This window comes from Paenarthrobacter aurescens, from assembly GCF_025421775.1.
In the GTDB taxonomy this organism is placed as follows: Bacteria; Actinomycetota; Actinomycetes; order Actinomycetales; family Micrococcaceae; genus Arthrobacter; species Arthrobacter aurescens_B.
Window position 1 is genome coordinate 100,547 of sequence record NZ_JAOEFX010000013.1, and the last position, 23,257, is coordinate 123,803.

A 23,257-nucleotide genomic window follows, 5' to 3' on the forward strand; every position below is an offset into this window, starting at 1 on the left:
GTCATCTGACATATACACCCCGCCGAATGTCACGAAGTCGCGGGGTTGACGGAGTGAGTGTGAGCATGGATGAATGCTTGAGGCAACCAATACCCCGTCAGAAACCAAAGAACCCGCAGCGCCCGTGAACGCCGCCCTTGCCGCCGAAGCCAAGATTGCGCGTATCGCCGTCACAGTGTTCCCGGTTCTGGTGGTTGTTGCCGGCGTCCTCGGATTCCTTGTTCCGGATCTGTTCAAGCCGATGGGCGTCGCAGTCCCCTACCTGCTGGGCGTCATCATGTTCTGCATGGGCCTCACGCTCACTCCGCCGGACTTTGCCTCTGTTGCCCGCCGCCCCTGGGCTGTTGCCCTGGGCATCGTGGCGCACTACGTGATCATGCCCGGCGCCGGATGGCTTATCGCAGTCCTTCTGCAGTTGCCGCCGGAACTGGCCGTGGGGCTGATCCTGGTGGGTTGTGCGCCCTCGGGTACTGCCTCGAACGTGATGGCATTCCTGGCCAAGGGAGACGTTGCGCTCTCCGTAGCTGTCGCCTCGGTTTCCACGTTGATCGCCCCCATCGTCACTCCGGCCCTGACACTCTTCCTTGCCGGGTCTTTCCTTCACATCGACGCCGGAGCCATGGTGATGGACATCGTGAAGACCGTGCTCCTGCCAGTGATCGCGGGGCTCTTGGCCCGCTTGTTCCTCTCGAAGCTCGTCGCGAAGGTTCTTCCGGCACTTCCGTGGGCGTCCGCCGTCGTAATTTCACTGATCGTGGCGATCGTCGTCGCCGGCAGCGCCAGCAAGATCGTCGCAGCGGGCGCGATCGTGTTCCTGGCAGTTGTCCTCCACAACGGCTTCGGTCTGGGCCTTGGCTACTTGGCCGGCAGGCTCGGCCGGCTGGACGACAAAGCACGCCGCGCCCTGGCGTTCGAGGTGGGCATGCAGAATTCCGGACTTGCCGCGACTCTGGCGACTGCACACTTCGGCGCTTTGGCTGCGCTGCCCTCCGCCGTCTTCTCGCTGTGGCACAACATCTCGGGCGCGATCGTCGCTGCCTGGTTGGCCCGCCGTCCGCTGAAGGACTAGCTAGCTTTGAGTGGTGCCGCGGCGGTGCAGCTTCCACGGCGACGCCACCCGGACGCCCTCAGGCGGAGTGGTCCCCGCCAAGCGATCAAGCAACATACGGACCACCTGTTCGAAGATCGGGTCAGGTCCGACCGTGGTCAATGCGGGATCGTAGTCCTGGCCTTCGGTCGAATTTCCGACGCCGACAATCTGGACGTCTTCAGGCACACGGAGGCCGAGACGATAGGCGGCCCGGATGGTCTGCAGTGCTTCCATGTCGTCCGTGCAAAGGATGGCAGTGGGCCGGTCCGGTAGCTGGAGCAACTCAAGCGCGGACTGATATGCAGCGGCCGGGCGGTGATGCGAAGTCCTCACCAGGGACTCATCGAGCGGGATGCCCGCCTTCTCCAGCCCGGCTGCGTATGCGGAGAACCGACTCTTGGGACGGCCGGCCGGGTCCGCCCTGCGGATGCAGGCGATCCTCCGGTGGGACGCGGTGAGGAAGTCCATGCACTCCTTGAGCCCCGCGTCGGTTTCAGGCGCCAGCACATCAAAGCCTGCGGGCCTCATGGTTCCCGAGATCACCACCTGCGCAACGCCGCGCCGGGCAAGCTCCGTGACTGTTTCATCCTGGGACCTCGCCTCAGGGAAGTAGCCGATGATGACCCCATCGGCGCCGCCGGACATCATGAACTTCCGCCAGTCGTCTCCCAACAGGATCACGGGCTGATAGCCGTGCTCGGGAAGGATCTTTGCTGCCGCTGTGGCGAGGGCACGGTCCCACGGCCATTCAAGGTTTCCGATGGCCACCGCAACCACGTCCGTCTTGCCCCGACGCATCCCCCGGGCCGCCTGATTGGGCACGTAGCCGAGTTCCTTCACCGCTGCCAGCACCCGGTCCTGCGTGGGTTGGCTGATGCGGGTGGTTCCGCCGTGCCGGCCGGAGAGCACATAGGACACTGTGGTCAGTGAGACATCCGCCGCCTTCGCTACGTCCCGGATGGTGGGCTTGGATCCCTTGCTCACGTGCGACTCCTGATAGACAGCGGCTTTCTTGAACTCTATCCGCAACAGCGTGGACACCTCTTGACGCAATTAGTTGTGAACGTTAACAATTACTGGAGCCATTACGTATACAAGCGGGAAGATTATTCGATGAAGAACTGGGCAGGAAACCTTGAGTACTCGTCCGCGGAGGTGCAGCAACCCACCACCGTGGAGCAGCTGCGTGAGCTCGTGGCCAACGCAACAGCGATCAAGGCACTCGGTTCCCGGCACTCCTTCAACACGGTGGCCGACACAGACGGCACCCACATCCTGCTTGACGCACTGCCCCAGGAAGTTGTCCTCAACAGGGACACGGGCACCGTGAAGGTCAGCGGAGGCATTAGCTACGGAGCGCTCGGCCGCGCAGTGGAGGAGCAGGGTTACGCCATCCACAACCTCGCGTCGCTACCCCATATCTCCGTCGCGGGCGCCATCCAAACCGGCACCCACGGAAGCGGAGTCAACAACCCGTCCCTGGCTGCCGCCGTCGTGAGTGTTGACCTGGTGCGCGCCTCCGGCGAGTTGGTGACGCTCACAGCGGACGACGACGAATTCCTCGCCAGCGTGGTGGGCGTGGGATCCCTGGGCATCGTGACGGGGCTGGAGCTCGCCGTCCGTCCGAGCTATGAGGTCCGGCAGCGCGTGCTCACCGGTTTGTCGTGGGAGGCCGCGTTGGAGAACTTCGACGCCATCGCGTCAAGTGCCTACAGCGTCAGCTTCTTCACCGACTACGCCGGTGACACCATCCCGCAGGTCTGGCTCAAGGCCTTGGACTCCGAACCTCCCCTGCCTGATCTCTTTGGGGCCACGGCTGCGACGGCCGCCATGCATCCCCTGCCGGACATGTCAGCTGAGAACTGCACCGAGCAACTGGACGTCGCCGGCAAGTGGTTGGACCGCTTGCCCCACTTCCGTCACGAATTCACGCCCAGCAACGGCGAAGAACTGCAGAGCGAATTCCTCCTGCCGTTGCATCATGCACCCGCTGCACTGCAGGCGGTACGTGGCCTCGCGGACAAGCTCGCGCCGCTGCTGTTCGTCTCCGAAATCCGGACAGTGGCAGCGGACGAGTTCTGGCTCAGCCCGTTCTACCAGCAGCAGAGCGTGGCATTGCACTTCACGTGGAAGCCGATGCAGGCCGAAGTAGAGGCAGTGCTCCCTGAGCTTGAAGAAGCGCTGCGGCCTTTCGGCGCCCGCCCGCACTGGGGCAAACTCTTCACACCCAGCCAGTACGACTTCGCTGCGCTCTACCCCCGGTTCGAGGACTTCCGGGCGCTGGTCCTGGCAAGTGATCCCACAGGCAAGTTCCGGAACAGCCTCCTGGACAGCGTGCTGGGCGTGGCCGTTACGTCCTAGCGGCTACTCGATGTGAGCCAGCACGGCGCCAGCTGTGACCACACCACCGGGTGCCGACAGCACCTCGGAGAGCGTTCCTGCGCGGTGGGCGGGCACCTGGGTCTCCATCTTCATGGCTTCAAGGACCACCAAGGGGTCACCGGCGGATACCTCGTCGCCGGGTTCCACGAGCCACTTCACCACGGTACCGGCCATGCTGGAGACGAGGGCGGATTCAGCAACGGATGAATCCGAATCAGAAACCGGCAGTCCCGTGACGTCCGCAGCCGTGGGAAGCCCCTGACCGGAACGTGCCCAGCCATCCAACAGATCCGCTGGAAGGCCAACAGCCAGCCGCTTGCCGTCGACATCGATCGTGATGGTTCGACGTTCCCCTTCGGGGGCAACCACGTTGTATTCGGGGTCCACGGGGATCTGGTCTGCGAAGTCGGTCTCGATCCAACGGGTATGAACCCGCATTCCGGCCACGGAAGTGAAATCCTCGGACTCCAGGACCGCGCGATGGAACGGCAGGACAGTTGCCAGCCCCGTGATGTTGATTTCGGCGAGGGCCCGGCGGGCACGGCGCAGCGCCTGCTGGCGGTCAGCTCCGGTGACGATCAGTTTGGCCAACAGCGAGTCGAACTGCGGCGCCACGAACGAGCCGGACCGGACACCGGTGTCCAAGCGGATGCCTGGACCAGTCGGCGCTTCAAAGGAATCCACCGTGCCAGGGGACGGCAGGAATCCACGGCCCACGTCCTCGGCGTTGATACGGAACTCGAAGGAGTGTCCCCGTGCCGCGGGATCCTCCGTGATGCTCAGGGGCAGGCCGGCAGCAATGCGGAACTGCTCCTGCACAAGGTCAATCCCGGCAGTTTCCTCCGTGATGGGGTGCTCAACCTGGAGGCGTGTGTTGACCTCAAGGAATGCCACAGCGCCATCAGCGGACACCAGGAATTCCACTGTCCCGGCACCGTAATAGCCGGCCTCACGGACGATAGCCTTGGCGCCGTCGTAAATCTGTTGCCGCTGAGCCTCGCTCAGGAAGGGAGCCGGAGCTTCTTCCACGAGTTTCTGGTGGCGGCGCTGCAGCGAACAATCGCGCGTACCCACCACAACCACGTTGCCGTGGACGTCGGCGATGACCTGCGCCTCAACGTGACGGGGGCGGTCAAGGTACTGCTCCACGAAACATTCCCCACGGCCGAAGGCAGCCACGGCTTCGCGGACTGCAGAGTCGAACGCTTCCTCAACTTCAGTGAGCTCCCGAACTACCTTCAGCCCGCGCCCTCCACCGCCAAAAGCAGCCTTGATGGCAAGCGGAAGGCCATGTTGCTCGGCAAAAGCACGGGCTTCAGCGGCAGATGACACCGGTCCGTCGCTGCCTGCCACGAGGGGCGCGCCGGCGCGGACAGCGATCTCGCGTGCGGTGATCTTGTTGCCCAGCTGGCGGATGGACTCAGGGGACGGGCCGATCCACTCGAGTCCGGCGTCGAGCACTGCTTGCGCAAAGTCGGCGTTCTCGGACAGGAAGCCATAGCCGGGGTGGACGGCGTCCGCCCCGGCCTGCGCCGCGACCGCCAGCAGCTTTTCAATGTTCAGATAGGTTTCAGCCGGCGAGTTTCCGCCCAGGCTGTAGGCTTCGTCGGCCGCACCAACGTGCATGGCGTCGGCGTCGATGTCGGCGTAAACGGCTACCGACGAGATGCCGGCGTCGTCGCAGGCTCGGGCGACGCGGACGGCGATTTCGCCGCGGTTCGCGATCAGGACCTTACGCATCAAATACTCACTTCTCTGGGGTCTTGGTAACAGTCGTGGTGAAGTCTGGGGAGTCGCGGACAAACCGGAACCGGATCCGTCCGCCGATGGGGACCTGCGCGGCAAGGTCCAGATGTTCATCGCGCACCACTCCGATCACCGGATAGCCGCCTGTTATGGGGTGGTCCGCCAGAAACAAGACGGGCAGTCCAGCAGGCGGAATCTGGAGGGCGCCGGCCATGGTGCCCTCGCTGGGAAGCTCACCCTCGCGGGTGCGCTTCAGTGGAGTGCCGTCCAGGCGCATGCCCACACGGTTGGACTGCGGAGTGACCAACCATTCCTGGCCGCACAATGAGTCAAGCGCCTCCTGATCGAACCAATCGGCTCGCGGTCCAGGCACAACGTCCAACACCGTGACACCAGTTCCCGGGAAATCGGGCTGTAGTTCGGGGCTCCCGACAGCCGTGGATTCCGTATCCCGGCCGATCGGCAGCGTCTGCCCGATGACCAAAGGAGCAGGTCCGATCCCGGACATCGTGTCCGCTGACCGGCTGCCCAAAACCTCGGGAACGTCTACTCCGCCTCGGATGGCCAGGTAGTTCCGGAACCCGGACTCCGGAGCACCCACGGTGAGCACCTCGCCGTCGAGCAGCGCGAAAGGCGCGGCCACCGGGACGGTCCGTCGCGCGCCCGGCTGGACGCCGCCGTCGGGCTCTTCGGACTCAACCCACGACGGCGACTGGACAGTCAGCGTTGCCGGCGCACCTGCCACGGCAATCACCTGATCACCGACGGCTTCGACGGTCAGCCCTCCGTTGACGGACTCGATGGCCGCTGCCGAAGCGGCATTCCCCACCAGGCGGTTGGCTCTGCGGAGCGATGCCCTGTCCAGGGCCCCGGCGGCAGAGACGCCCAGCGGACCGTAACCCCGACGGCCCAGGTCCTGGATCAGGCTCTGTGCACCAGGGTTGAGAATCCGAAGACCGGACTCAGTGTGGTGCTCCTTTTCGGGCTCGCGGGCCTCTGAAGCTCCAGCCGTCACAACCTCCCGGACCGCCCGGTACTGAACGCGGTCGCCGGGCCTCACAAGCGCAGGCTGCGATCGGTCCAGGTCCCACATCCGCGCCCCGGTGCGGCCGATCAGCTGCCAGCCACCCGGTGAACGGCGCGGGTAAACGGCTGAGTACTGCCCACCGAGGGCAACAGACCCTGCGGGAACTGCCGTCCGCGGAGAAGAGCGTCGCGGAACCGTGAGGGCTTCATTTTCGCCCACCATGTAGCCGAAGCCGGGAGCGAACCCCGCGAAGGCAACGGTCCAGATCTGGCCGCTATGCGCTGCGATGACACCGTCCACGCTGAGACCGGTGAGCTCCGCAACATCGGCGAGGTCATCGCCGTCGTACACGGTATCGATGACCACCAACCCGGAGTCAGTGACTTCCGGTGCGGTGAGTTCCAGCTCCAGTAGCCTGGCGCCGATAGCGCGGGTGGCCGACGCCGACTCACCCACCACCATTACCGTTTCCGCGGCTGCGAGCACGTCCACCTGACCAGGGAGCGGGGACTTGTAGAGCATGTCCTGCAGGGCCAGGACATCCTGCAGGCCATCCAGCTCGGCCAGGACGGCACGGGTGCCGACGGGCCTGACGGAGCGAACCCTCTTAGCGGTGGTCGTTTGCATCACGGTTTCCATCTTTGGCTACGCCGCCGGCTGAGCGTGCGTTCCCTGCATCAAACGGACATCTTCTTCCGGCTTCGGGTCGCGACCGAGGAGCATGCCCACGATCGTGACAACAGAAGCGACAAGGATGTAAACGGCGATCAGGTACCAACCTCCGCCGGCTGCCCCATAGAGCGCTGTGAAGATGATGGGTGCAACGGCTCCACCGATCACACCGGCCAAGGTATAGGCCAGCGAGCTGCCGGCGTAACGGAGTCGGGCCGGGAACTGCTCTGTGATGAACGCAGCCTGCGGACCGTACATGAAGGCATGGAGTGCCAGGCCGATCACAGTGCCAATGGTCAGCATGGCGACGGACTTGCCCTGGATCATCAGGAAGAACAGCGGAATGTAAGCGGCGGTCGCTGCTGCGGCGATGCCGTAAACCCAGCGACGGTTGAAACGGTCCGTCAGCGCGCCGGCCGCCGGGATCAGGAACAGCTGGAAGGCTGAGCCGATCAGGATGGCGGACAGGACGTTGCCCGTGGTCATGCCCAGTTCCTTGGTGGCGTAGACGGCAACGAACACCGTGAACAGCGCATAGAGGATGTCGGGGCATACACGCGAGAGTGCAGCTGCGACCAAGGCCTTGGGTTGGGTGGTGAAGACTTCCTTGATGGGAGCCTTGGGACGGTCACCGTGCGCCTGAATGGCCTTGAACACCGGGGTTTCTTCCAGCTTGAGGCGGATGACCAGGCCGAAGACCACCAGGAGAGCGGAGGCCAGGAAGGCTACACGCCAGCCCCAGGAGAGGAATGCTTCGTCGCTGAGTGACGCAGCGAGGATGGCCAGGACACCATTGGCCATGAGGTTGCCGGCGGGCGGGCCGATCTGTGCTGCGGAGGACCAGAAACCGCGCTTGTTGGGGTCGCCGAACTCACTGGACAACAGCACTGCGCCGCCCCATTCGCCGCCGACACCGATGCCCTGCGCCAGTCGCAGCAGCACAAGGATGGTTGGTGCCGCGACGCCGATCACCGAGTAATCGGGCAAAGCACCGATGAGGACGGTTGCGACGCCGATGAGGACGAGGGTGAAGACCAGGACGTACTTGCGGCCGATCTTGTCACCGAGACGACCAAAGATGATGCCACCGATCGGACGGGCAAGGTAGCCCACCGCGAAGGCTGAGAAGGAGAGAAGCAGTGCAACGAACTCGTCATTGCCCGGGAAGAAGATCTTGGGGAACACGAGGGCCGAAGCCACTGAGTAGATGGCGAAGTCGTAGTACTCCAGCGAGGTGCCGGTGAGGCTGGCAACGTACGCCTTAAGCGCGCCGGGCGGTGGCTTCCTTGTCACTGCCTTGGCTGCGTTGTTGGTGCTGGTCATGATGTCCTCCGGGGGGATGAGGGATGGTGCGGGGCGCCCAGGATGGGCTAGAGGAACGAGCCGACGGTAACGCCGGCAGCGCCCAGTGCGGACTTCACAGCGGTAGCCATCGCAACGGCTCCGGGTGAGTCACCATGCACGCAGATGCTCTCTGCGCGGATTTTCAGGATGGACCCGTCAATGGTCCTGACGGATTGTTCGGTAGCCATCCGCAGGACGTGGTCCGCAACCTCAGCGGGGTCATGGAGGACGGCGCCCGGTTGTGAGCGGGAAACGAGCGTTCCGTCCGGGTTGTACGCACGGTCCGCGAACGCTTCGGAAACGCCCCGAAGGCCGGCTTCCTCGGCAAGCCGCAGGACTTCAGAGCCGGGGAGGCCGAGGATCGGAAGGGTGGGGTCAACCGATTTCACAGCATCGACGACGGCGCGGGCCTGGGCGGTGTGCTTGACGATCGCGTTATAGAGACCGCCGTGGGGCTTCACGTACTGCACACGGGTACCTGTAGTGGCCGCCAGCGCTTGCAGCGCACCGATCTGGTAGACCACGTCATCGGCCAGTTCCATGGGATCGATGTCCATGAAGCGGCGGCCGAACCCAGCGAGGTCGCGGTAGCCAACATGGGCACCAATCACGACGCCGGCCTCAACCGCCTTTTGGCACGTGCTGCGGATGACGCTGGGGTCGCCAGCGTGGAATCCACACGCAACGTTGGCACTGGAGACGGACTCAAACATGGCGGCGTCATCGCCGAGTGTCCAGCGCCCGAATGACTCTCCGACGTCGCTGTTCAGATCGATGCTTGCCATGATGTGATCCCTGCCTCGTGATGTGCGTTACATCCAGCATGCACTATTTCGCTGGATTGTTCAACGATCCAGCAATCCAAGGTTTCGGCAATCGTGTAATTTTGGTGTCATGGCCAGTGCAGATCAGGGAAATTACGACCACGTTGGCCTTAATAGCGCGCGGGCACGGGTACGCATGAAGGTCCCGTCCGTTGCGGAGAGGGTTGCCGAAGAACTGCGCTACCAACTGGCTGAAGGCTTTTTGGTTCCCGGAGCCAAGTTGACCGAGGCCACCATCGCAGAGGATCTGGGCGTTTCACGGAACACTGTCCGCGAGGCCTTTGCTGAACTCGCCGCCGAGCGGCTGCTCCTCCGCCAACCCAATAAGGGCGTCTTTGTGGCCACCCTCGAAGCCGGCGATATCCACGACGTCTACACGGTTCGGCGCGCCATTGAAGTCAGCTCCATCCGCGCCGGTGGCTCACCGGAGCGCATCGCCGCCGTCCGGGCCGCCGTCGAAGAAGGGAAGCGCGCAGCTGCAGCCGACAACAACGAAGGGCTGGGCAGCGCCAACCAGCATTTCCACGGCGCGATCGTTGCCCTTGCCGAGAGCAACCGGCTGGACACGATCATGGCCCAGATCCTCGCGGAGATGCGGCTGTACTTCCACAAGGCCACCATGAACGCGCACTTCTACAGCGACTGGCTCAAGGAAAACGAGCAAATCTGCTCAGCGTTGGAAGCGGGCGAACTCGAACGCGCTGGCGACCTTCTCCTGGCCTACCTCAACCGCTCAGAGCAGCAGCAGACCGCAATCCACGGCGCGTAGCTACCGTTTGCCCTTCTTGCGGGAGCCCTTGCCGCGGCCCTTGTCGGGATTCGGCGCATAGCGCTGCGCAACGGCAGGCTTCCTGGGGCCTCCCCCGCGGCGGTCGGGCTTTGGTTCCTTCTTGGGCTTCTCCTGCTGGGCTGACGGCTGACGCGAACTCTGCGCCGTCCTCCCCCGCACAATCCCGATGAATTCCTCGATCACCGGGCTGTCCGTTCCAACGAGCCACGCCAAACCAATCTGCGTGGTGGGTGCACCGGTCAGGCGCCGCATGACGGTGTCTTTGGCATTCAGATGCCGCGCCACGGACATCGGCAGAATTGCCAGCCCAGCACCGGCGGCCACCACCTGGAGGGCCATGTCCGGCCCGCCCATTTCCTCAATGTTGAGGAAGTTCTCCTCGGAGAGATCCTCAAGGGCCACCTCTTCAAACACCGAGATCTCGTGCCCCTTGGGAGCGACCACCACTGGCTGCTCTTCATAGAGGGGGATGACGTTCAGGCCCTCACGGTCCACGGGCAACCGAACAAAGCTCAGGTCAGCGGAACCGTCATGCAACACCGAAAGCTGCGCATCGTCGTCGGACATGAACGCATGCAACGGATAGTCGGGCATCCGCTCTTCCCACCGGCGGATCCATTTCCCAGGAGTCACACCCGCAACATAGGCGAAGCGGAGGCCGGGTAGGGGTTCGGTTGTTTCGGTGGATTCTTCAGCGGCTGGCACACACTCACAGTACCGGCCAGATACCCTTGAAGCATGACGTCCTCGAACTCCCAGTCCATGAAGCCGGCAACAGTTGCCAAGAAACTCGGCATCTACCTGCCCGCGACACCCCAAGAGTTCCAGGATTCGTCCATCTCCCGCGACGAATTCGCCGAACTTCAGGCCAACCCGCCGGAGTGGCTCGCCGAACTGCGCCGCAACGGCCCCCACCCCCGGCCGGTAGTCGCGCAGAAGCTGAACGTTTCCATCAGCGGCCTCGCCCGCGGCGGCGTCGAAGATGCACTCACGACGGCGGAAATCACCGAGCTGCTGCAGGCCCCGCCTCAGTGGTTGGTCACCGAGCGCGCCACGCACGCCGCCGTCCGCTCCGAAGCCCAGCGCGTCAAGGACGAAGCCGCCAAGAAGGCAGCTACCAAGGAGGCCAGGGACAACGCCGCGGCCAAGCGCGACGCCCCGAAGACCTCCAAGCGCGACCACGCCTAAGTCTTAGTGGGTTGTGGCCGGGATCTACGGATCCCGGCCACAACTGTTTAACGCGGGCTAGTCCTGATGGAGCTGGATGAAGTTGCCGCAACCGTCGTCGAACACTGCGCTGACGCCCGACGGATCCTCGGAGGGTTCGCCCTGGAAGGTCACGCCGGCGGCACGCAACCGCTCGTACTCAGCCTGGACATCGGGTACGCCGAAGGTGATAGCCGCCAGGCCGGACTCATGCAGGGCGTTCATGTAATTGGAGGCGATGGGGTTGTCACTGGGTTCCAAGAGGAGCCCGGGCGAATTGCTGTTGTCCGCCCCGGGATCCTTGATGATGAACAGGTTGTACTCAGGCATGGCCATCAGGGTCTCGAAGCCCAGGGTCTCAGTGTAGAAAACGTGGGCGGCTGCGGGGTCCTTAACGTGGATGCTGCACATTTTCAGTCTCATGGTGCCTAGGCTACGCCGGGAGTACGACAACCTCCCTCCGGACAAATCCAGCACCCAACTGCCCCTCGCGCCCACAGGAACACTGGCGCATACTGAATTCAAAGCAGCGTGATGTCGCCTGGAGGTGGTCCGATGCCCGCCATGATGCTCCTGTGGGGTGTAGCTCTGGTTCTCGCAACCGCAGCAACCACGTATGTCCTGCACAGGAAACTGACCTACGGCCGGGGTCCGGAACCGGACGCGGTGTTTTGGGACTTGTTCGCGGGCTTGGTGGTGATTGCGCCCGCCATCCTGGTGCCCGCCGTCCAATGGCCACCCGCCGGGCTCATCATGCTCCTCGTGGCCCTCGCAACCGCGGCAGCGACGCTGGCAGGCACCCGGAAAGTCGCGCGGATCCATGCAGCCGAGCCCCACCGTCGTGCCGGATTTGCGGACGACGCTGCCCGCCACCAAAGCATTCTGGCGCAGTGGAGCCGCTACGAACTGGATCCCGCCCGGGCGATCGACTTTCCCGCCATGACGGATGTCAGGACGCAGGAAACGGCCGCATTGACCAGGGCCATATGGGAGGCCGAGTACTGCAGGGTGACAGCCGGCACCGACTACCGTGCCGCCGTCGAGCGCCTGGCCGAAGCCCTCGCCGCCGCCGAGCGGGCAGCAGGCGTCCCCTCACCCGCGAGATGACACTTAATAGCAATCCCACGCAACACCACGGGCACTGAATGAAACCTCGGCACCATATATATGCGAATCATTCTCATTTAAGATAGTGTCAGGGCGTGATTGGACTCCTCCATGACCGCTGACCTCGAACGCCCAGTCAGTGGCAACCGCCCCGCCCCATCCGCCAGCCCCGCCCGCCCACGCAGGTCGGCACTCGAACGGCTGCTGACGCCCGCCCTGGTGCTAGGAATCGTGGTGCTTCTGGTGGTCTCGGGCAGCACCGGGCCACTGCAAACAACGTTCCTTGAATCTCTGCAGATCATGGCCGGGCACTTGATTCCTGGCCTGCCGTGGATGTCCGACGGCTCACTCACCGTGTCCCAGGACCAAGCCGTGTGGAGCTTCCGGCTCCCCCGGGCGCTCCTGGCCGGCATTGCCGGGGCCAGCCTGGCGCTGGCCGGGGCCCTCCTCCAGGCGAACGTCCGCAACCCACTCGCCGAGCCCTACATCCTGGGCGTTTCAGCCGGGGCGGGAGTCGGAGCCGTTCTGGCCATTGTGGCAGGCTCGACGGCGGTTGGCGGGCTGGGCTTGAATGCGTCGGCTTTCGCGGGAGCTGCGGCCGCAACGGCCCTGGTGTACTTGCTCGCGAAACAGGACGGCGTGATTGCACCCTCCCGACTCATCCTGGCGGGCGTGGCGTTGGGCTCACTCCTGTCCGCGATCACCAACTTCCTGACCATCACCACCGATGCCCAGAACGTCTACAGTGTGCTGTTTTTCCTGTTGGGCAGCGTTTCCGCAGCCACTTATCCGCAACTGCTGCTGCCAGGTGTGGCACTCGTGGCCATCAGCGTCTTCGCCATGTTCCGATCCCGCGCGCTCAACGCCTTCCTGGCCGGTGACGAAACAGCCACGGCCCTGGGCGTCAACGTGGAATCGCTGCGTCGGACCCTCCTGCTGGCCACGGCACTACTGACTGCCACCACGGTTGCCGTGTGCGGCGGCATCGGATTTGTTGGCTTGGTGGTGCCGCACGCCGCACGCATGCTGGTGGGCTCAGATCACCGCCGTATGCTGCCTGTCACGATCTTTGGCGGGGCTCTCTTCCTCATGCTCACTGACCTGCTGGCCCGCACGGTGGCGCAGCCTGCCGAGATTCCCTTGGGCATCCTCACAGCTACCGTCGGAGCGCCCTTCTTCCTGTGGCTTATGCGTGGCAATGGCGCTGTACGGGGTGGCATCAAGCGATGAAAGTGGAATTCCTCAACGTCAGCATCGCCCTCGGCGGCACCCCCGTGGTTCACGACGTCTCTTTCACCGCGCCCAGCGGTTCCGTGGTTGGCATTCTGGGCCCCAACGGATGCGGCAAATCCACTCTTCTGCGTGCCCTGTACCGGGTGAACAAACCCACCTCGGGGACCGTCACCGTAGGCGGCCAGGACGTCCGTGCCCTCAACTCCCGGCAGGCTGCGCTCCGCGTGGCCGTGATGGCCCAGGAATCGAGCCAGGACTTTCCCATGACGGCCCGCGAGGTTGTGATGCTGGGCCGAGCCCCGCATCAGCGCGGATTCGGTGCCGATTCGGACCGGGACCACCACCTCGTCCACCAAGCAATGCTCGACGTCGGCGCCTCCTCCCTGACGGACCGCTACTTTGCGGGGTTGTCCGGCGGGGAAAAGCAGCGGGTCCTCCTGGCGCGGGCACTCGTTCAGGAAGCACCGGTCCTGGTCCTGGATGAACCTACCAACCACCTCGATGTCGCCTTCCAACTGGAGCTGATGCATCTGGTCACTTCGCGGGGAAGGACTGTGCTGGCTGCCCTGCATGACATGAACCTCGCAGCGGAATTCTGTGACCAAGTGGCAGTGCTGCAGTCCGGGCGGCTGCAGGCTTTCGGGCCGCCGTCAACGCTGCTGGACCCCCAACTGATCCGCCGCTGCTTCGGTGTTGAATCCCGGACGCTGGAGCATCCTTTGACCGGACGGGCGCTGATCGCCATCGCAGCAAAGACGCCGGAACAGACACCCCCACCCAGCCAGGACGCGGAGTTCTCCACCGTCCGCCATTGAACGTACCCATCACCCGATACAACCCAACTGGAGACACACCCATGAAGAAATCCACCCTGCCCAAAACCACTGCAGTCCTGAGCGTGATGACACTCAGCGGCATGCTGTTGTCCGGCTGCGGTCAAGCAGTCAGCCAAACACCCGCCAAGGAAAACGCCGGTGTCGCTGCGCAGCCCGCGGGAGCAATCGAGAACTGCGGCCGCACTCTGACCTTCACCTCCGTTCCCCAGAGGGTGGTGGCCATGACTCCCGGACAGTCCGAGCTGTTGGTGAAGCTGGGCGCCGCGGACAAGGTAGTGGCCGAGGCACAGACCAAAGGCAGCGAGCTGCTGCCGGAACTGAAGGAGCGCGGTAACGTGCAGCAGCTGAGCGATCAGATGCCGCCGTCGCGTGAAGTCCTGCTGGGTGCAAACCCCGATTTCGTCTACTCCCCCACAGCGTATGAATTCACTGCCGAGCAGGGCTTTGCGAGCATCGAACAACTCAAAGCTGCAGGTGCTGAGTCCTACATAGCAACGGCGGGCTGCATGGAACGCCGGAGCAAGGCCGAGGTCAAGGACATCCTCACGGATATCGAGAACATCGGCGCTGTAGTCGGCGCCGGTGAGCGTACATCAGCCGTTAGGACGGAAGCAGCTGAGGTGCTGTCTTCGGTTGAATCAAAGGTGGAAGGCAAGGAGAAGCCCACCGTGGTGGAGCTGTTTGTTGAGGGGAATTCCATTGCGGCCATCGGGGCGGGGATCGAGTACGACATGATCAAGACCGCCGGTGGCGAGAACCTCTTCAGCCCGTCCGATGAAGCCTTCGCCACGTTCTTCTCTGCCATGATCTCCCCGGAGACACTGGTGCAGAAGAACCCCGAGGTCATCGTGTTCACCACCTTGGACAAGGCCCACGAGGACGCCACCCGCACCTTCCTTCAGGAGAAATTCCCTGAGGTAGACGCCGTGAAGAACCAGCGATTGGTGGCCATCAACTCCGACGACGTCATGCCCGGAACCTGGGGCAACCTCCGCGCCGTGGAGCAGATCGCCAAGGGCCTCCACCCCGACGCGTTCTAAGCCCTTCGATTCCCCCCGCCCGCGGGGACGGGCGGGGGAAGCGGGACGCTAACCCAGCTGCACCCGCCGGTGACATGCGGCCAAGGTTGACTCCCTGTGGGACACCGTGATCACCGTGGTGTCGCCGGCGATCGCAGCAACAGCCTCCACCAGGACCCGCTCCGAGGCAGGATCCAGGCTGGCTGTGGTTTCATCCAGCACCAGGATCTTGGGCTTGATCAACAGGGCCCTGGCCAAACAGAAGCGGGCACGCTCACCACCGGACAGACTTACCCCTTGCTCGCCGATCACAGTAGCCACGCCATCCGCCCATCGTTCACCGGCGAGCGGAAGCCCGGCCAGGTCCAAGGCTGACAGGACGTCGGCTTCAGTTGCCGTGGGGTGGGCCAGGCGCATGTTGTCCAGGACGGAACCATGAAAAACCGGGGCGTCCTGCTCCACCAATGTGACCATACGCCGGAACGATTCCTCGTCCACGGCCCAGGCGTCCACGGACTCTCCGCTACGCGACACCAGCGAGATACTCCCCGCATCCGGCACCCACAAGCGAACCAACAACCGGGCCAGTGTGGTCTTTCCTGCACCGGAGGGGCCACTGATCCCCACATGCTCGCCGGGCGCCACCGACAGGGACGTCGAGCGCAAAGCCGGTGCGCCGCCGTCGTACGTGAACTGCAGGTTCCGGACCTCCAGACCCAGCGGCCCCTGGGGGTTGAACTCCACGAGGGGCCCCGAGACCGTGGCGGCCGAGGGCAGGCTGATGCCCTCCCCAACGCGCTGGGCACTGGCACGGTGCGGCTGGAGCCGGGTTACGGTGGCAACGCCCTCGGCCACCGGAGCCAGGAGGGTCAGAGTGCCCGCAACCAGGGCGGGCAGCCACACAGGATCCAGCCCGGGTTGTGAGATGGCAGCAAGGAAGACCGCCACCACGGTGCCCAGGACACACAGCTCGCGCACGGACGCTGCCAGGGCAAGGAAGGAGTTGAGCCTGCGCTGGCCGGCATCCACTGCCAGGCTCTGGTCCTCCAGTTGGCGTTGCGCGTGCTCCCGCAGTCCGAAACCCAGGATCTCGCGGGTGCCGGCCAGCAGGTCCACGGCGAGTACCGACACCCCTGACCTGGCCTCCTGCACCCGCGCACCCAACAAGGCGCCCCGGCGCAATCCCGGGAGCGTCACCGCCACCAGCGCCACAAACCCCAGCAGCAAGGCCCCGGCCAGGCCCGGCCCCAGCGGCCACACCACAGCCACCCCGGCCACGAACAGCACTGCGGAGCCAGCCAGCTGGGCAACCGTGTGGGCGTAGAAGAACTCCAGTTTTTCAACATCGCCCATGGCCGTGGCGGCGAGTTTTCCGGTGTGCTGGTCCGGCTTGCGGGAAGGGACACCGCGCGCGAAACCGTCAAAGAGTGCCATACGCAGCGCGGCCAGGATCCGGTACGCAATGCTGTGCGAGATGTCCATCTCGTGCCACGTCAGCACCGCCCTGAACACCACGGCCACCACCCCGGCAACCCACCATTCGGCGGCTGCGGACTCCTGCCTCATCACGGCCAGCGCCACAACGTAGGAGCCCACCACCGCCAGGACAATGAGGGCCAGGTTGTTCAGGATGCCCACAACGGCGGTCCACACTATCCCTGCCCACTCGCCGGACATGTGGGGAACCAGGCCCAGGAGCGGGGTGCGGGGTGTGCGTGCGGTGAGGCTCATAACGTGGCTGCTTCCTGTTGCTGTGTGTGGAGTTGGCCGTGTGCCAGGCGGAGTACGGTGTCCGCGGCAGCGAGGGCTTCGGGCCGGTGGGCGATCATGAGCACAATCCGGCGTCCGGCTTCGCGGCGAAGCCCCTCCAACACCCGCCCAGCGAGCTCGGTGTTGAGGGCGGACGTTGGCTCGTCCAGCAGGAGAACCGGCCTGTCCACCAGGAGTGCCCGAGCAATCGAAAGCCGCTGGAGCTGGCCTCCCGAGACGGATCCACCCCCTTCGGACAGCACAGTGTCCAGGCCTTGGGGCCACTGCCGCAGTTCCTCTGCCAGGCCGGCAATCTCCACGACGCGCTGGATCTCCTCCTCCGTAGCAGCAGGCGCCACCGCACGGAGGTTCTCCCGGATGGTCCCCGGAAAGAGGTAGCTGCGTTGTGAGACCACGCTGACGTCACTTGGCCTGAGTGGTTGACCGTCCAGGCGGATACGCCCCTCCCCCGCCGGCAGGAACCCCAGCAGAAGGTCGAACAGCGTGCTCTTCCCCGCCCCTGACACCCCCGCCAGCGCGGTGAGGCCGCCGGGCTGGATCTCAGCCGACGCATCCCGCAGAACCCAGGGGTCCGCAGCTGAGTATCGGAAGCTCACGTTCTGCAGCGTGAGACGACCGGGAGGCACGACGCCGGGACGCACCCCTGGCGCGGAAAGGGAACCAGGCGCAGAACGCGCCTGCCCTTCGCCCGACAGCGTACGGCCACCGCGGGTGTCCGCGCCTCCCACTGCGTCAATACTGCCCAAGGCCGAGAGCCCCAGATACCCGGCATGCCACTGGCGTGCCAGATCCCGCACCGGCCTGAAGACTTCCGACGAGAGCATCAGCAGGAAATACGTGATCGCCGCAGTCTCCGGTCCAGGCAAGGGCCCCTGCCCCAGCGCTGCAAATGCGGCTAGCGCGGCGGCGGCCAGCATCCCTGCCTGGATCCCGAAGTCCGCCACCGCTGTGTCCACCAGGGACGTGCGCATGGTGGAGACGGTTGCCCTGTGGAGCTCCTGGGACCTGTGATGGAGCCGCGCCCTCGTCCGGGGAACGGCGTGAAGGATCTTGAGGGTCCGCATCCCTTGGAGGGCCTCCAGGAAGTCGGCACTCAGTGCCTCGTAACTGTCCCAGTGCTGCTTTCCGCGTTTCGCCAGGGCCTTCCCCCAGAGTTTCGGCGCACCAACAGCCACGGCCACGGCAAGGGCCAAGGCAAGCGCCACCAAGGGATTCAGCCACGCGATCCAGACAAGAAGCGCTGGCACCACTATCTGCAGTTGGAAAGCGTGGGGGATGTACTGGCTGATGTAGCTGTCCACTCCGTCCACACCTTCGCTCAGGGCCAACCGCCGGGCTCCACCGCGATCCGAGGTATCCCTGAGCCGTTCGGGCTGGAGCAGGCTGTCGGCCAACTTCCGGCGTACCTGCAACCGCACCCCGGAGCCCAAGGAACTGGCCAGCCGGGCGTGGAACTGCTGGATCACAAGGCGCCCCAGGCCACACGCGAGAACCCCGGCAAGGTACGGAACCAACGGCCCGTCCATGCCGCCGTCGGGGTTTCCGGGAACCCGCACCAGAACCACCAGCGCCGCCAGGGCCTGGGCCAGGAACCACGCCTGCAACCAGTAGCTCGCCGTGGTGATGCAGAGCAGGGCTGTCACTCCAGCCAGCCGGCCGCGGTGCCCAGCCGTCATCTGGAAGAGCCTCTTATTGACCAGCATGCGCGGCCCTTTCGTGGTTTGTGGTGAGTGGTTTCCGGATTGCTATTCCCAGTCCATGGAGCGTGGTCCAGCCGCCGTGGGAGCCGGTCCAGCCACCTACCGGCCGAAATTCCAGGGGCAGGTCCGCCCCAAGCGCGGTATAGAGGATGTGGGCGGCCAACGTGGCGGCCCACCACATGGCGGCCGGGGTTGGCGTGCCCGGGGTCTCGAAGACCACCAAGGCGTCGAGGTTGCCTATCCAGTGCTGCCCGGCACATCGATCGGCCAGGTCCGGATCACGGAGCGGCTCCGCGGAAAGGATGCGGGCGCGGCAGGATTGCGGGGCTGGCTGCGGGAAGGAAAGCAGGGAACGCTCCAGGAGATCCTCAACAACCCGGCCCGCGTCGGCAGCCGGGCGGGCGCCCAAGCGGGAGAACTCACAGCTCCTGCGGGCAGCCAGCTGCGCCTCCGAAACCCCGGCGATCCGGTCATGACGGCGCTGCGGGCACCTCGCCGGGGACACCCCCAGAGACACCGTGGCCAGCGCAAACTCCGGAACAGAGCCGGGCCAACGGACAGGTTCAACAGCATCCCACCGGGCGTCCACACCCCGGGCAGCGGCATGGTGAACCAGGGCCACCGCCGCATACGCAGCGTCCGCGATCAGCAGCGGACCCGCGCGGTGGTGGTACTTGGCCAGGGTGCGTTGCGGCAGCACGGTGAGCACGACGACGGCGCCCCGCGCGGGTGCCCGCGGACCCCCTTGAGGTGGGGTACCGTCGTCGTGGTTCCGCAGGCGGAGCAACTCACCGCCGTTGCCGCTAAACACGTATGTTCCGGGAGGCACGTCGCAGCCCTCCCCGCAGAGGACCCGCAGTTGCACCGGGTAACACCCGCCGGCCGACGGCACCGCGCGTTGGCGCACTTTCCCGGGCAGGCCGGTGGCGGGATTCGGGTGGAAGTCCTCGCTCCACCAGATGGCCCGCAGCATGGCGGCCACTGGAAGCCCATCATGCCGCGGGTGCTCAACCGTGCCGCGTGCCGGGGCACCGTGGGGACCCGGCGGCTGCTGGGGACCGGGAACCTCGTGGCTCCAGGCGCGGGCAAATCCTGAGGGAAGGAGCACGTGGGGTACGTCCATTACATGTGGGGAGGTGGGGTGAGGGTGAAGTCCTCCGGCAGTACCGGCGCCGTTTCACGCCACCCGCGTTTCAAGGCCGCTGTGGTGAACCTGGGGCAGCCGAGATAGGCGAAAGCGGCCGGGGCGTTGGGGACCAGTCCTCCCACCACAGCGCGGACAACACTCAGGCCGGTCACCGCGACGTCGGGAGTGGTCAGTTCGCGGGTATATACGGTGTGGCCGGCCGACTCCAGCCGCCTGTAGAGCTCCGGCATGGACACGTCATCCACGGCAGCAACGTCCACCAGCCCACCCGCGGGCTGGGTGAAGCGTTCCGCGAGGACGTGTGTCCGGGGATCAAGCCACACCTGAACATGTGCACCGAGGTCGCGGACTGCACCGAATCCGGGCCCCACGTCGTCCAGGTATTGACGGTCTTCACGGTGTTCCAAGTACAGTCCCTTGGCCATAAGCCCTGCCTCGACTGCTTGGAACACCCAGCCATCGACGTCGGTGGCACCTTGGGAGTAGATCCACGTGTGGACAGCCTCCAGGACTGCCTTGCGTGCCGCTTCAGCGGGATCGTTCTTGCAGGAGAATCCAGCGGCGTACAGCCCAGTGTCCGGGTCGAACACCAAGGCAGCCATGCAGGGGGCGAACTCACTGGGCATTTCCACCACCCAGTACTGCAAGCGGCAACCGGCCATGGCGTCCACCAGACCAGGAACACTCTCTGGCCTGATACCGCGGGCGGGACCGTCCAAATGCCACCACAGTTCCAGGGCGTCGCGTTCGATGGTTTCCAGCACCGCCCTGTCCGTGGCATCAGCGCGGCCCTGCCCGGTGGCGATCCCCGCGTAGTTCAGATGATGGATCCGCGGGAGGTCACGGAAGCGCCGTTGCCGCCAGTTCAGGAGGGTGAGGCTCGCCGGCAGCCACACCTCCGAGCTGTCCGACTCCCGCCTGCACGCTGTCCACAGCGCGGGAGTGTCGGCGTCGAGGTTCCGGTAGGGGAATTCCGCACGCTCCAGCTGCCAGGCCGCGAATCGCGGCAGTTGTTCAAGCCCGACGGCGGCCCGGCCTGACGCCGTCAGCTCACGGGCCGTCCCGGTGAAGTAGTGGTGGTCCGGGAGGTCTGCGGGGATGAAGTTCCCGCAGTACCGTTCCATGCCTTCGGCGACAGCCGCGATCCAGGCTTGCCGGCTGTCGCCGAACGTGGTGCCCAGTGAGACGCGGTCGGCGGGCCAGTCTCCCAGCCAGCGCGCGTTCGATACCTCCGCGGTCATGGACGTGTATGCGGGTGGGGCGTTCTCCGGGGTGAGGACGGGACGGACCCTGCGGATGATGCCGGTCTGCTCGTCCACCAGGGTGTGCAAGGGAAGCAGGCCCAGGGCTTCGGCTGTTGTGGTCATGATTCTCCGTGGTTGTTCAGATGGTGCGGCAGCATCTCGGGGGTGGTGGGCGCCCAGCGCCATGTGTGTGGCTGGTCGCCGGGTTCCCACTGGAGGACTGACGGGCGGGGGTTTCCAAGGGGCTGGGCGCCGGGTGGATCCCAGCCTTTGGCAGCACCCAGAAAGTCCTTGATCCGGGCCATCAGGCCGCCCTGTTCGCGGAGTGCGGCGGCGGTTCCGGCGTCGAGGTCGTTGGCGAGTCCGTGTCCCCATGGTCCCCAGAGGGTTTCCACCAAAGTCCGCGGCGCCCCTCTGCCCCAGGCCCTCACCAGGTCCGCAGCTTCGGCAACAAAGAAGTCCCGCTGCCCCGAAATCATCAGGAGCGGAGTGGTCAGCTGGCCATAAAGCCCGTGGAGATCGGCTGGTGGGGCGTCCCAGAGCCGCCTCCAACCAGCGGCGGAACCTGGACCATAGGTGGCGTCGTCCATGAGGTTGTGAAGCACCCAGTCCATCCCGCGTTCCTCAGCCAGCCGGTGCATCCGCCGGAGCTCTGCCGCGGATAAAGGGTGGCCGGACTCCTTGCCGAAACCGTGCTGGTGCCACCAGCCAATCCTGTCCCGCAAGCGTGGTGTGCCATCGGGCTCCCTGGCCGTTTCCCGGAGGCCCAGAGCCGGCACCATCGCCACCACGGCCAGGGGTTTGGGAGCGGCTGCCCCCGAATCGCGTGCCACTTCCGGAACCCGGGCTGTCTCCAGAACCCGTGCCGCCTCGACTGCACAGTGCGCATCGTAGGAGGCTCCAGCCAGAACGAGGGGGCCACTGAGCAACCCGTTCCCCGCGAGGTACCGGGCGGTTGCTGCTCCGTCCAGGCCCTCCTTGTCATAGGGATTCCATGCTCCGGCGGACCCGTAGCGCCCACGGACGTCCTGGACCACTACGTCGTATCCGGCACGGCACCATGCGTGGGCTTGATCCGCGTACTGGGTCCGGCCGTAGGGTGTCCGGATCAGGACCGCCCCTTGGGCTTCCCCTTCCGCCGGTGCGCGGTAGTGGTCTGCGGTGAGCCGAACGCCGTCGTCAGCGGTGATGTCCAGGTAATCAGGGGCAGTGGCGGGTCTCATCGCAGCGGGGCCCGCGAGCCCTCGCCCAGGCTGGCGGGTTCCGGGAAGGGCAAAACGGGATGTTCGCTGGCTGCCAACGTCAGGGTGTCCAGCCGCCAGAGCGTACGCCGGAGAGCGGCAAGTGACGGCGAATTCCTTTGCCAGGCGGTGATGACGGTGAGCAGTCTGGCCGTGAGCAGGTCCATGGCTATGCCCTGGGGAGCGAAGTTCGCGGCAGCAGCGGGGGTATCCAGCCAAGCGCTCAGTTCGGCGGCGGCCGGTGAGGCTGCGAGCCTGCGCCGGAGTACCTGCCACCCTGTTGGGTCTGCCGGTTTGAAGGACAGCGGATCTACGAAGACCAGGTCGCCTTCTCCGTAAAAGCGGAGCACAGCCGCACGACTCCCCGGCAGTGCGTCAAAGCGGTTCCGCTCGGCGGGCGTGGCTGCAAGGTGCAGGAGGAGTCCTACGGAGCAGGGCTCCTTGTCGCCATCCACCGCCAGGTCCACCCCGGCCTCCCGAAAGACCGGCAGGAGTGCGGCAGCAACGGGTTCGGGGGCTACCAGCCCGATTCGCTCCCGTCCGGGAAGGGGACGCGCACCAGCCTGGCGGCGTTGCAGCAGTTCGTCGCTGATGTCCGTCGCCAGGTGCCGGCCACTGCCTGCCGAGGGTGGGAGATGGAAGAAGGCGCCGTCACCGCTGCGGATGGTTGACCTTCCCGCGACGTCAAAGCTGTCTAGTGCGGTGCCCATGGTTCCTTCCGAAAGTTGCGGGGGTGGAGCTAAGGGGGCGGGGGCGCCGGCGCGCCCCCCCCCCGGGGTGGTGGCGAGGGCTAAGGGGTAGAGACCCGGGCCTTAGCGGGGGTTTGGGTCAGGTGTGGCCGCAGCACGGGGAGGTCAAAAGCAACCACAACCAGGGGGA

At 65.3% G+C, this 23,257-nt stretch carries 21 protein-coding genes; 8 read left to right on the top strand and 13 right to left on the bottom strand.

Translation table 11 applies throughout. From position 1 onward, the window contains the following. Positions 1 to 73 precede the first annotated feature (73 nt). The gene (locus N7568_RS22350) at positions 74 to 1,069 is read left to right on the top strand and encodes a bile acid:sodium symporter family protein (protein ID WP_261611946.1); all 996 of its coding nucleotides are present in this window, start codon (positions 74 to 76) and stop codon (positions 1,067 to 1,069) included. Here the strand turns inward: N7568_RS22350 and N7568_RS22355 are convergent, their stop codons facing one another. After that, on the bottom strand, positions 1,070 to 2,074 hold the full coding sequence (locus N7568_RS22355; protein ID WP_261611947.1) for a LacI family DNA-binding transcriptional regulator: 1,005 nt from the start codon (positions 2,072 to 2,074) through the stop codon (positions 1,070 to 1,072). A gap of 129 nt (positions 2,075 to 2,203) precedes the next feature. Between N7568_RS22355 and N7568_RS22360 the strand changes: the two genes are divergently transcribed. Further along, a complete protein-coding gene (locus tag N7568_RS22360) occupies positions 2,204 to 3,451 on the top strand; it encodes a D-arabinono-1,4-lactone oxidase (RefSeq protein ID WP_261611948.1) in 1,248 nt (415 codons plus the stop codon). Between the two features lie 3 nt (positions 3,452 to 3,454). On the opposite strand, the gene N7568_RS22365 is transcribed toward N7568_RS22360, so the two are convergent. The 4 genes from N7568_RS22365 to N7568_RS22380 are packed head-to-tail and all read right to left on the bottom strand — an operon-like array spanning position 3,455 to position 9,046. Beyond that, positions 3,455 to 5,212 carry an acetyl/propionyl/methylcrotonyl-CoA carboxylase subunit alpha gene (locus N7568_RS22365; RefSeq protein ID WP_261611949.1) on the bottom strand — a complete coding sequence of 586 codons (1,758 nt, stop codon included), beginning with the start codon at positions 5,210 to 5,212 and terminating at the stop codon, positions 3,455 to 3,457. Between the two features lie 7 nt (positions 5,213 to 5,219). Continuing rightward, the gene (locus N7568_RS22370; protein ID WP_261611950.1) at positions 5,220 to 6,884 is read right to left on the bottom strand and encodes a 5-oxoprolinase/urea amidolyase family protein; all 1,665 of its coding nucleotides are present in this window, start codon (positions 6,882 to 6,884) and stop codon (positions 5,220 to 5,222) included. A 6-nt stretch (positions 6,885 to 6,890) separates the two neighbouring features. Continuing rightward, entirely contained in the window at positions 6,891 to 8,240 is a 1,350-nt protein-coding gene (locus N7568_RS22375; RefSeq protein ID WP_261611951.1) for an MFS transporter, read from the bottom strand. 47 nt (positions 8,241 to 8,287) lie between these two features. Beyond that, a complete protein-coding gene (locus N7568_RS22380; RefSeq protein ID WP_261611952.1) occupies positions 8,288 to 9,046 on the bottom strand; it encodes a LamB/YcsF family protein in 759 nt (252 codons plus the stop codon). A gap of 109 nt (positions 9,047 to 9,155) precedes the next feature. Here N7568_RS22380 and N7568_RS22385 point away from each other — a divergent pair, with 109 nt between their 5' ends. Further along, the gene (locus N7568_RS22385; RefSeq protein ID WP_261611953.1) at positions 9,156 to 9,854 is read left to right on the top strand and encodes a GntR family transcriptional regulator; all 699 of its coding nucleotides are present in this window, start codon (positions 9,156 to 9,158) and stop codon (positions 9,852 to 9,854) included. Here N7568_RS22385 and N7568_RS22390 read toward each other — a convergent pair whose 3' ends face one another. Then, positions 9,855 to 10,580: a LysR family transcriptional regulator substrate-binding protein gene (locus N7568_RS22390; protein ID WP_261611954.1), complete on the bottom strand. Its 726-nt coding sequence runs from the start codon at positions 10,578 to 10,580 to the stop codon at positions 9,855 to 9,857. A gap of 33 nt (positions 10,581 to 10,613) precedes the next feature. On the opposite strand from N7568_RS22390, the gene N7568_RS22395 reads away from it, so the two are divergent. Next, complete coding sequence (locus tag N7568_RS22395; protein ID WP_231342327.1) at positions 10,614 to 11,063, top strand: DUF5997 family protein; 450 nt, start codon at positions 10,614 to 10,616, stop codon at positions 11,061 to 11,063. A gap of 57 nt (positions 11,064 to 11,120) precedes the next feature. Here the strand turns inward: N7568_RS22395 and N7568_RS22400 are convergent, their stop codons facing one another. Then, the gene (locus N7568_RS22400; RefSeq protein ID WP_261611955.1) at positions 11,121 to 11,504 is read right to left on the bottom strand and encodes a VOC family protein; all 384 of its coding nucleotides are present in this window, start codon (positions 11,502 to 11,504) and stop codon (positions 11,121 to 11,123) included. 132 nt (positions 11,505 to 11,636) lie between these two features. On the opposite strand from N7568_RS22400, the gene N7568_RS22405 reads away from it, so the two are divergent. From N7568_RS22405 to N7568_RS22420, 4 genes are all read left to right on the top strand, one after another. Next, a complete protein-coding gene (locus tag N7568_RS22405) occupies positions 11,637 to 12,188 on the top strand; it encodes a hypothetical protein (RefSeq protein WP_261611956.1) in 552 nt (183 codons plus the stop codon). Between the two features lie 111 nt (positions 12,189 to 12,299). Next, complete coding sequence (locus N7568_RS22410; protein WP_261611957.1) at positions 12,300 to 13,418, top strand: FecCD family ABC transporter permease; 1,119 nt, start codon at positions 12,300 to 12,302, stop codon at positions 13,416 to 13,418. Continuing rightward, positions 13,415 to 14,236: an ABC transporter ATP-binding protein gene (locus N7568_RS22415; RefSeq protein WP_261611958.1), complete on the top strand. Its 822-nt coding sequence runs from the start codon at positions 13,415 to 13,417 to the stop codon at positions 14,234 to 14,236. The genes N7568_RS22410 and N7568_RS22415 overlap by 4 nt, the downstream gene beginning before the upstream one ends. A 41-nt stretch (positions 14,237 to 14,277) precedes the next feature. Next, on the top strand, positions 14,278 to 15,297 hold the full coding sequence (locus N7568_RS22420; protein ID WP_261611959.1) for an ABC transporter substrate-binding protein: 1,020 nt from the start codon (positions 14,278 to 14,280) through the stop codon (positions 15,295 to 15,297). 48 nt (positions 15,298 to 15,345) lie between these two features. Here the strand turns inward: N7568_RS22420 and N7568_RS22425 are convergent, their stop codons facing one another. Genes N7568_RS22425 through N7568_RS22450 form a run of 6 tightly spaced genes read right to left on the bottom strand, consistent with a single transcriptional unit; the run spans position 15,346 to position 23,088 of the window. Next, on the bottom strand, positions 15,346 to 17,007 hold the full coding sequence (locus N7568_RS22425; protein WP_261611960.1) for an amino acid ABC transporter ATP-binding/permease protein: 1,662 nt from the start codon (positions 17,005 to 17,007) through the stop codon (positions 15,346 to 15,348). Next, positions 17,004 to 18,749, bottom strand: coding sequence for an ABC transporter ATP-binding protein/permease (locus N7568_RS22430; RefSeq protein ID WP_261611961.1), 1,746 nt, complete (start codon positions 18,747 to 18,749; stop codon positions 17,004 to 17,006). The genes N7568_RS22425 and N7568_RS22430 overlap by 4 nt, the downstream gene beginning before the upstream one ends. Next, positions 18,736 to 19,869, bottom strand: a complete 1,134-nt coding sequence (locus N7568_RS22435; RefSeq protein ID WP_261611962.1) for a hypothetical protein — start codon at positions 19,867 to 19,869, stop codon at positions 18,736 to 18,738. The genes N7568_RS22430 and N7568_RS22435 overlap by 14 nt, the downstream gene beginning before the upstream one ends. Beyond that, complete coding sequence (locus tag N7568_RS22440) at positions 19,869 to 21,260, bottom strand: YcaO-like family protein (RefSeq protein ID WP_261611963.1); 1,392 nt, start codon at positions 21,258 to 21,260, stop codon at positions 19,869 to 19,871. Before N7568_RS22440 ends, N7568_RS22435 begins: the two co-directional genes overlap by 1 nt. Then, complete coding sequence (locus N7568_RS22445; RefSeq protein ID WP_261611964.1) at positions 21,257 to 22,360, bottom strand: CocE/NonD family hydrolase; 1,104 nt, start codon at positions 22,358 to 22,360, stop codon at positions 21,257 to 21,259. Before N7568_RS22445 ends, N7568_RS22440 begins: the two co-directional genes overlap by 4 nt. Continuing rightward, positions 22,357 to 23,088 (bottom strand): hypothetical protein, encoded by a 732-nt coding sequence (locus N7568_RS22450; RefSeq protein WP_261611965.1) that lies wholly within the window; start codon positions 23,086 to 23,088, stop codon positions 22,357 to 22,359. The genes N7568_RS22445 and N7568_RS22450 overlap by 4 nt, the downstream gene beginning before the upstream one ends. Between the last annotated feature and the right edge of the window lie 169 nt (positions 23,089 to 23,257).

What these genes read in the sequence shown, in the direction of transcription:
- N7568_RS22350 (WP_261611946.1), top strand. Translation starts at nt 74, where the DNA reads ATGCTTGAGGCAACCAATACCCCGTCAGAAACCAAAGAACCCGCAGCG.
- N7568_RS22360 (WP_261611948.1), top strand. Translation starts at nt 2,204, where the DNA reads ATGAAGAACTGGGCAGGAAACCTTGAGTACTCGTCCGCGGAGGTGCAG.
- N7568_RS22365 (WP_261611949.1), bottom strand. Translation starts at nt 5,212, where the DNA reads ATGCGTAAGGTCCTGATCGCGAACCGCGGCGAAATCGCCGTCCGCGTC.
- N7568_RS22370 (WP_261611950.1), bottom strand. Translation starts at nt 6,884, where the DNA reads ATGGAAACCGTGATGCAAACGACCACCGCTAAGAGGGTTCGCTCCGTC.
- N7568_RS22375 (WP_261611951.1), bottom strand. Translation starts at nt 8,240, where the DNA reads ATGACCAGCACCAACAACGCAGCCAAGGCAGTGACAAGGAAGCCACCG.
- N7568_RS22380 (WP_261611952.1), bottom strand. Translation starts at nt 9,046, where the DNA reads ATGGCAAGCATCGATCTGAACAGCGACGTCGGAGAGTCATTCGGGCGC.
- N7568_RS22385 (WP_261611953.1), top strand. Translation starts at nt 9,156, where the DNA reads ATGGCCAGTGCAGATCAGGGAAATTACGACCACGTTGGCCTTAATAGC.
- N7568_RS22395 (WP_231342327.1), top strand. Translation starts at nt 10,614, where the DNA reads ATGACGTCCTCGAACTCCCAGTCCATGAAGCCGGCAACAGTTGCCAAG.
- N7568_RS22400 (WP_261611955.1), bottom strand. Translation starts at nt 11,504, where the DNA reads ATGAGACTGAAAATGTGCAGCATCCACGTTAAGGACCCCGCAGCCGCC.
- N7568_RS22405 (WP_261611956.1), top strand. Translation starts at nt 11,637, where the DNA reads ATGCCCGCCATGATGCTCCTGTGGGGTGTAGCTCTGGTTCTCGCAACC.
- N7568_RS22410 (WP_261611957.1), top strand. Translation starts at nt 12,300, where the DNA reads ATGACCGCTGACCTCGAACGCCCAGTCAGTGGCAACCGCCCCGCCCCA.
- N7568_RS22415 (WP_261611958.1), top strand. Translation starts at nt 13,415, where the DNA reads ATGAAAGTGGAATTCCTCAACGTCAGCATCGCCCTCGGCGGCACCCCC.
- N7568_RS22420 (WP_261611959.1), top strand. Translation starts at nt 14,278, where the DNA reads ATGAAGAAATCCACCCTGCCCAAAACCACTGCAGTCCTGAGCGTGATG.
- N7568_RS22425 (WP_261611960.1), bottom strand. Translation starts at nt 17,007, where the DNA reads ATGAGCCTCACCGCACGCACACCCCGCACCCCGCTCCTGGGCCTGGTT.
- N7568_RS22430 (WP_261611961.1), bottom strand. Translation starts at nt 18,749, where the DNA reads ATGCTGGTCAATAAGAGGCTCTTCCAGATGACGGCTGGGCACCGCGGC.
- N7568_RS22435 (WP_261611962.1), bottom strand. Translation starts at nt 19,869, where the DNA reads ATGGACGTACCCCACGTGCTCCTTCCCTCAGGATTTGCCCGCGCCTGG.
- N7568_RS22440 (WP_261611963.1), bottom strand. Translation starts at nt 21,260, where the DNA reads ATGACCACAACAGCCGAAGCCCTGGGCCTGCTTCCCTTGCACACCCTG.
- N7568_RS22445 (WP_261611964.1), bottom strand. Translation starts at nt 22,360, where the DNA reads ATGAGACCCGCCACTGCCCCTGATTACCTGGACATCACCGCTGACGAC.
- N7568_RS22450 (WP_261611965.1), bottom strand. Translation starts at nt 23,088, where the DNA reads ATGGGCACCGCACTAGACAGCTTTGACGTCGCGGGAAGGTCAACCATC.